Raw genomic sequence first — 7,717 nt, forward strand, 5'->3', positions numbered from 1 at the left:
GCCGATGTCCGTTCACGCTCTTCAGATGTCCTTTCCCTATTGTAGCATTATAGGGAAAAGGGCGACCCGGAAAAGATCGCCTTTGCCTTCCTTACATCCATATTTCAATCCGATTTGCACCGTTTCTCCATTCGCGTTCGATATCCGCACTTGCGATTTGTATGCCACCCTGCCGATACGGGTTATTCAGCCGCTCCGCATTCACCTTCGTCCCATTTATCGCCGCCCGGCTCACGCCACCGCCTGCAATACGATAGATGAAGGTAACCTGTCTTCCGGCAAAATGATAGTCAAAATGCAGCCCATCCATCGTGTTCGGAAGCACAGGATCAATGACCAAATCGCCTCCAGCCTGCCGAATACCAAGCACATTCGCAATCAGTTGATTCATATAGATTCCCGGACCGCTGGAGTAGATTCTCCATCCGCCCTTCACCTGCACCGCTCCGCTGCGAAGCGCGTCCATATTCGCCTGCGCCTCATACCGGGAATGAAACTTCCCGTCAGAGCTGCTGAAGTAGGCATTGCTTTGGCGCAGCTCCGCATTAGGGACGACTTCCCGAATGCCAACGGGATTAATCGTCTCCAATCCGCGCCAAGCATCGTTCGCACACCCAAGCTTCGCCATCGCTTCAACATAACGAATATGCGCATGCACATACTGCAGTCCTACCTCGCGTCCGAAGTTCGACGCCTGCTCGGCCCGCTTGAAGTGAGTGCTGACGCCGCCCGCATATTGAGCCGGTCGATTCATAAGTCGCACACCATCCGGGAACAACAGATGATCCTGAATCAAGCGATAATTAATGTGAGCCTGCATCTCATCGACCAGTTCGGCAATAATGCTGCGCGTCATCGGCAGAAGCCGATATTGAATGCCGGTATCCGTGTCTGTCGGATGCAGCATCAACTTGGCATGCGCCGGATCTTCCATATAGATGAAGCCGGGAATAACCTCCGTGTGCAGCATGCAGCGCTTATAGTCCTGTTCAATGCCGGATGCGATCTCTTGCAATTTCTCAGCCAGCTTCTTGTCCACTGCCAGCAGCACATCAGCGAATTGCTTCATTGCTTGATACGTAAGTGCCACGGTCCAACTGCTGATCATATATTTCTTCAACTGCGCATTCGCCGGCTGCAGCGTATCATCCCAATCTCCATCGCCATAAGATGATAAATGCGTATCATGTAGGAAATGATTGCGAATATACGATATTTCCTTGATGGCATGCTCCAGTAAGGTCGCCTTATCCGCCGTAAAGTCAAAACGCTGCTTCATGGTATAAGGAACCTTTTCCTTCAAAATACTGTAATCCCCGGTTGCCGTCAAATAATCGCCCAGCACCTTGAGCGGCCACACGATAATATCCCCGTGGCTCTCCTCCTGCTGTACCGTAAAGTACTCATCGAACATAAACCATTGCGGCCAGTTTCCATCGTCCTCATATTGGTGGGAATAGACCATCTTCACAATATCCCGCACCTGCTCGTACTTGTGAGTAGCCATGAAATATTCAACTGGCCCTTGGCATACGTCACGCGTCCCCCAAGCCGCTCCGCCATACTGTTCTAGTCCGTGCGGCACTGCATAATGAACGAGCATGTTATGTGTGTACCACCACGCCAAGGCATTCATCTTGAATAGCTCATCGGATTGTCCCGCTCCATACGATAGATGGAATTCGTTCATTAAGCCTTTCAAAAATGCACGGTATGCGTCCATTTCGGGTTGGATATCACGTGTCCCCGGGGAGTGTTCCGAATTCGCTGCGTTCTCTCGTCCGTCCAGCAATCCCTGAATTGTTAACGTCCATTCTTGATTCATATCAAGCTGCATGACAACAAGTGAAGCGTCACCAGATTGGATGCCGCTTGCCAGCATCGTCTCATCACCGATCGTCACTGACGCCCCTTCCACCCACATGCGATATTCAAGATTCGGGCACACCTTAGCGCTCAGCGATTCCCGATTCGCATGGAAGATCAGCGTTCCGCCCTCCTGCTTCATATGAACCGGAAGCTCGTACTCGTTGACATTCATCGTCACTTGATTAGTGACCACATACTTATAGGCCGTTCCATTCACAGAGCGGACGTTCATGCGAATCTCTGGCGCGTCCGTTGCCGTGTAATTTGTTACAATTAGCATGTCGCCGTCAGTCTTGTAATACCAGCGCGCGTAATTGAAGCCCATCTCGAACATGGATGGCATCGTGAGCAGCCGATACTTTCCGTTCAAGTGTATATAGACGCGTTGCCCAGACGTCTTTGGCACGTTCAGCGGGTTGCGGGCATTGCTCATCATTTTATTGAAATTTGTGTTCCCAACCACCACATGTGAGTTGAAAATGCCGTACATATAAGCAGTCGACGTTATGACCTGCGCGCCAAGCTTCACGCTGTTTCCGCTCATTACGATATGACCATGCGGACGTTCAACGAGCAGTTCCTTCTCCTTCAGCACGACATGCTCGTAGGAATCTGTGAAGAAGGACAACAGCTTGCCATCCATGTGCTCTTCCTGATTTCGTTCCGGGAAAAGCGCCTGTACTTCTGCTTCTGTCATCGAAAGCGTCCGCAGGGGTTCAGCAATATCGGCATTGAATTGGACAGGATTTAACGGATTCGATGCTGCATTTTTTTCGTTCGCAGCTATATGACTTGACTCGGACAAGTAGGCTTCCCATGCCTGCCGGACCTCGTCCCGATACTCCAGCTCCGTTATTGCGGCCGCATGGTCTGTTTTGTACAGGCCATAAAATACAAACCGCTCTTCTCCATGAAGCATAACACGCTCTGATTGCAGCGCAGTATAGGCAAACTCGTACTGATACACTTCATTGGAAAGACAAGGCTTGATCACACTCACTGGTATGTTGGTTTCCTTATAGGACAATCCGAAAAATTGAAACCCGTCAGTCGAGTAGCCAATCGCACGGCTGAGCGCTCCCTGCTGCATATAAGGGAATGATCCACCTTGCGGTTGATTCTGGCGTGAGCATACAACACAGCCGATCTCTTCATCCTCGAAGACAGCATGATCGATATATTGCGACAGATACGCCTCGTTGCTGCGTACCGCACCTACTGAAGCAACGCCAAGATCTTGGCCATACAGGATATCGACGGTTACACCTTCCCCGCGCACCGCAATATCCCAGAACCAAATGCCCTCTTTCAGAAGTGCAAAGGTAACCGTATACGCTACTCCCTCGACGGCCCCTTCCCATACGGCCTGGTTCCCTTCCACCCGCACGGCGCTGCGTGAGCGAATCCCGAGCAGCGGATAGAAGCGGATACCTGAATCGTCGTGAATCCGCAGATATAAGTTATTGAGCGAGCCATCAAGCGGACTCGTCACCAACTGATTGAGCATGATCTGCCCGCTAACTGCTTGATGCAAATCACCGCTCGGCCAAAATGTAAAGCGCAATTCGCCGGCTTGTATCGTAAACTTCGACTGAGTTGATCTCTCTATTGTCGTCATGTCTGCCCTTCCTCCTATCCCAGCTCATAGCAAGGCGTCTATTGTATCTATAAATCTAGTTCTAGTTGTTCTAGTAGAACTGTGCCCTTTTAGTCATTCATCTTTTATTCCTAAATCTAAATCAGCAGCAGCGAACAAGTCGAAAGGAATCTTGCAATGTATCGCGGCTGTTCGATCCAACATGCACTAGGAACATTCCTTCGTCGCTTGCCCAGCGAAGATCGGAATGGTGATATCTCAGTTGCTCCTCGGTTAAATAGAACAGGATTTCCTTGCTTTCTTCTGGTGCTAATTCAATCTGCTTATAATCCTTCAGCTCGCGCAGCGGGCGAACAACCTCGCCCGATATGTCGCGAATATATAGCTGCACCGTTTCCACACCTGCTCTTGTTCCTGTGTTCGTAACGGTTACGCGGATTTCAAGCTTCTCCTTATCTGATATCTCGCTGCTGGAAAGCTCCAGATTGCTGTAGGCAAACGATGTATAGGACAGCCCGTAGCCGAACGGAAGCAGCGGCTCATTCGAGCAGTCGATATATTTCGAGACATAGCGTTCATCCGTCTTGCTCGGATTCAGCGGCCGTCCCGTATTGAAATAATTGTAATAAACCGGAACCTGTCCGACCGATTGCGGGAACGACATCGTAAGCCGCCCTGACGGATTCACCTTGCCGAGCAAGATGTCCGCAACGGCTGCTCCGCCTTCACTGCCAGGGAACCATGCTTCCAATACAGCATCTGCTGATTCGATGACGCCATGCAGATCGAGCGGCCGGCCATTGAACAAGACAGCAGCCATCGGCTTGCCAAGCGTCTTCAGTTGCTTCACTAGATCAAGCTGCACTTCCGGCAGACGAAGATCCGTACGGGAGGCGCCTTCGCCGCTCATCGCGGATGCCTCGCCCAGCGCAAGCACAATGACATCCGCGGCAGCAGCCGTATTAAGCGCTTCCTTCAACTGAGACGCTGACATACCTTCGATGCCGCATCCAGCCGCAATGCTCAGCTGCCCGCTTGGCAGCCGCTCCAACAAGGCATCGCCCAGCTTCACCGCATCCTCCTTCGCACCGACACAGGACCACCAGCCTAACACGTCCTCACTCTGAGCGAATGGCCCAATCAGCGCCACCTTGGTATTAGGCTGCAGCGGCAGTATGCCGTTATTTTTCAGCAGAACGCAGGATTTAACTGCCAGCTCGTAGGATGCCTTGCGATGCTCCGCGCAGAAAAGAATCTCACGCTCCCGTTCCGGATTCGCGCCGCGCAGTGGATTCTCGAATAGGCCCAGCTTCTCCTTAAGGCGCAGAATGCGCAGCACCGCTTCATCGACAAGCGCCTCATCTACCTTGCCTTCGCGGATAAGTCCCGGCAAATGATGTACATAGCACGGCGTCATCATCTCGATGTCCACGCCCGCCCGTATAGCACGAAGTGCTGCCTCGCGATCATCCTCAGCCGCACCGTGAGCAATCATTTCCCTTATGGAAGCCCAGTCCGATATCACAATGCCGCCAAAGCCCCATTCCTCACGCAGAATGCCCCGCAGCAGCTTTTCATTTCCTGTTGCTGGTATACCGTCGACGGTATTGAAGGAGGACATGACCATCTCGCAGCCTTCGTCCAGCGCTGCCTTGTACGCAGGCAAGTAATATTCGCGCAAGGCTCTCTCCGACATATCAACCGTGTTGTACTCGCGGCCTCCTTCCGGTGCCCCATAAGCGGCAAAATGCTTCACACATGCGGCCAGCCGCTCCGAATCTCCCTTTATATCGCTGCCTTGATAGCCGCGCACAAACGCCCGTGCGAATAAGCTGTTCAGATGCGGATCCTCGCCCGTCGTTTCCATCACTCTTCCCCAGCGCGGATCACGCACCAGATCGACCATTGGTGCGAACGTCACATGAATGCCCGAGACAGCCGACTCTCGCGCCGCGATTGCCGCACTCTGTTCTGCGAGCTCCGTATTCCACGAGCAGCCAATCGCGAGCGGAATCGGGAAAATAGTCTTGAAACCATGAACGACATCTGCCATGAACAGAAGCGGAATGCCGAGGCGGCTTTTCTTCATATAATTCTGCTGCACATCGATTACCCCCTGCGCCCCGGACAAGCCAAGCACAGAGCCGCTGGCCGCAACCATCTGCTCCGTTATGCCCATTTCCTCCATCGGCCCCGTTACCTGCCCGTCGCTGTCCGAGCCTTCATGAAAATGTCCCGTAAGCTGCAGCAGTTGAGCAATCTTCTCTTCCAATGTCATCTGTTGTACAAGCGCTTGAAGTTGTTGATTATCCATAATAGTTCCTCCACGGTTCGAATTTCTCGTATGAACGATCATTGACTTGTCATCATTCGAAGGGATTTTCATTTTTCATTTCCTAAAGTAGTGATTCTCCTTCCTCAGGGACTTGCGCAATATATGACTCCGTTGTACATACACCAAGGTGAAGCGAATCATCGGTTGTGCAAATTCCTCATTGAGAAGAATAATGTTGTGGAAAAGGAACCCGGAAGCAGCAAGCCGTTTGCAACAGTTCGCATACCGGGTTCTTTTTAAACAAATCGTACCTATTTCAAATTGTTTAGCTCATCCAAAACCGGCTGCACGAGCGGCATTTTGCTCTTCACCCACTTCTTCCAGTTCGATTCCAGATCACCACTCTGCAAAATGAGATTCGTATACTCCGTCTCGTAATCGAATGTTGCCTGGTTCTTCACCTTGGAATCGTGCAATTGAACCGTCCAGTCGTAAGCGGCCAGCTTGCCGCCCTCTTTGCCCAGCTTCGCCTTGTTCTGATAATGCAGAATGGCACGGTCGCGATATTCCTTCTTAATCGCCGGGTTAATGATGCTGAAGTCGTCTCCCAACAAATACAGCCCTTCGAAGCGGCTTGGATATTTATCCTCAAGCGATGTCCCTTCCGGCAGCAAGCTTACCAGCTCCTTGTTGTCGCCGTATTTCCAGTCCTTGCCCTCAAAGCCCATGTTCAAGAGCATTTGGCCCTCTTTGCTAGTTGAATAATCCAATAAGTCCATAACCCGTTCAAACTTCTCTTTGCTGATATTCGGCGAGAAAATAAGTGCCGACCAGAAATTCGCCTGCTCCAGATTGCGATATTTGCCGTCGTCACCAAGCACGATCGCAGTATGAACAAGATCGTCGCTGCTCACGCCCAGGTTTTTCAGCATATCCTTATCCACGTCTTGTCTAAAGGATGCCAGACCGCCAAGGCCGGATACTGCCGCTGCGCCTTTAACGCGGAAGTTGTCGCCTCCCTCGCTGTTTTTCCATGTATAGAACTCAGGATTCAACAGTCCTTCCTTGTATGCCTGCTGCATCAACTTCAAGCCGACAAGCGTTTCCGGATCCGCTGCCCCCCAGTGATATTTACCGTCCTCTCCTTTATAGAAGGCAGACTCCACACGGGAATGCTCACTGTTCGGCATAATGATGTTCACCAATGCATCTCCTGCATTGAAGGAAAGAGGCACCAGATTCGCGCCGACCTTGCCCGGATCCTTCTCCTTCACCAGCTTGGCAAACGTCATTAATTCACTTGTCGTATAGGCATCCTTTAATTCAAAGCCGACAGCCTGTGCCCAGTCCTTGCGCAGGACAATTACGCCGTTTTGGTTTACAAGCGGCTCAGCAGGCTTGTTCTCGTAGTAAACGGGACGTGGCAGCAGATAAGTGCCGCCCTTCAGCTCTTCCAGCTTCTCGCCAAGCCCAGTCAGCTTGTAAGCAGCAGCCACGTTCGGCCAGCGCTCCTTCCAATCGTCCGGGAACTTGTACAGAAGCCCTTGGTCGATATAGTTCATCGCGTCGCCGTGAATATAATTCCATGTAGCCACGTCAGGCAGATCGCCGGAGCTGACCCACAGCCGCAGCTTCTCCGCCCATGAATCCCATTCAATGAAGTTGTAATCCCACTCCAGATTGAACTTATCCATCCAGAACTTGTGGAACTCATTGTTCAATTGTCCGTCCTTCAGATTTATGGTGCTTGCCACGGAAATTTTGAGTTTGTCCTTGTAATTTCCGCTTTCATCCTTCTCATTGCCTCCTTGCGCTCCCTCCTTCGAGCATGCCGTAGCCAGCAGCATTACCAGACATAGCGAGAGGAGAAGAATGGATCTTACCGACAGCTTTTTGTCTGCTTTCATGTTTTGTCGCCCCTTTTTAAGATCGAGTTCAATAGGTCACTTTTCAGCACCGAGAAGGTTGCAAGAACT

Annotated in this window: 3 protein-coding genes; all 3 read right to left on the minus strand. The window is 51.4% G+C overall.

Features of this window, described 5'->3' with window-relative positions; all coding sequences use genetic code 11:
- Window positions 1-91 precede the first annotated feature (91 nt).
- Window positions 92-3,487: a GH36-type glycosyl hydrolase domain-containing protein gene (locus BBG47_RS21240; RefSeq protein WP_065293391.1), complete on the minus strand. Its 3,396-nt coding sequence runs from the start codon at window positions 3,485-3,487 to the stop codon at window positions 92-94.
- Window positions 3,488-3,608: 121 nt separating this feature from the next.
- Window positions 3,609-5,780: a glycoside hydrolase family 3 N-terminal domain-containing protein gene (locus BBG47_RS21245; RefSeq protein ID WP_065293392.1), complete on the minus strand. Its 2,172-nt coding sequence runs from the start codon at window positions 5,778-5,780 to the stop codon at window positions 3,609-3,611.
- 272 nt (window positions 5,781-6,052) lie between these two features.
- On the minus strand, window positions 6,053-7,648 hold the full coding sequence (locus tag BBG47_RS21250; protein WP_065293393.1) for an extracellular solute-binding protein: 1,596 nt from the start codon (window positions 7,646-7,648) through the stop codon (window positions 6,053-6,055).
- Window positions 7,649-7,717: the final 69 nt, after the last annotated feature.

Origin of the sequence: Paenibacillus sp. KS1, from assembly GCF_001680695.1 — a bacterium.
GTDB classification, from domain to species: Bacteria; Bacillota; Bacilli; order Paenibacillales; family Paenibacillaceae; genus Paenibacillus_B; species Paenibacillus_B suaedae.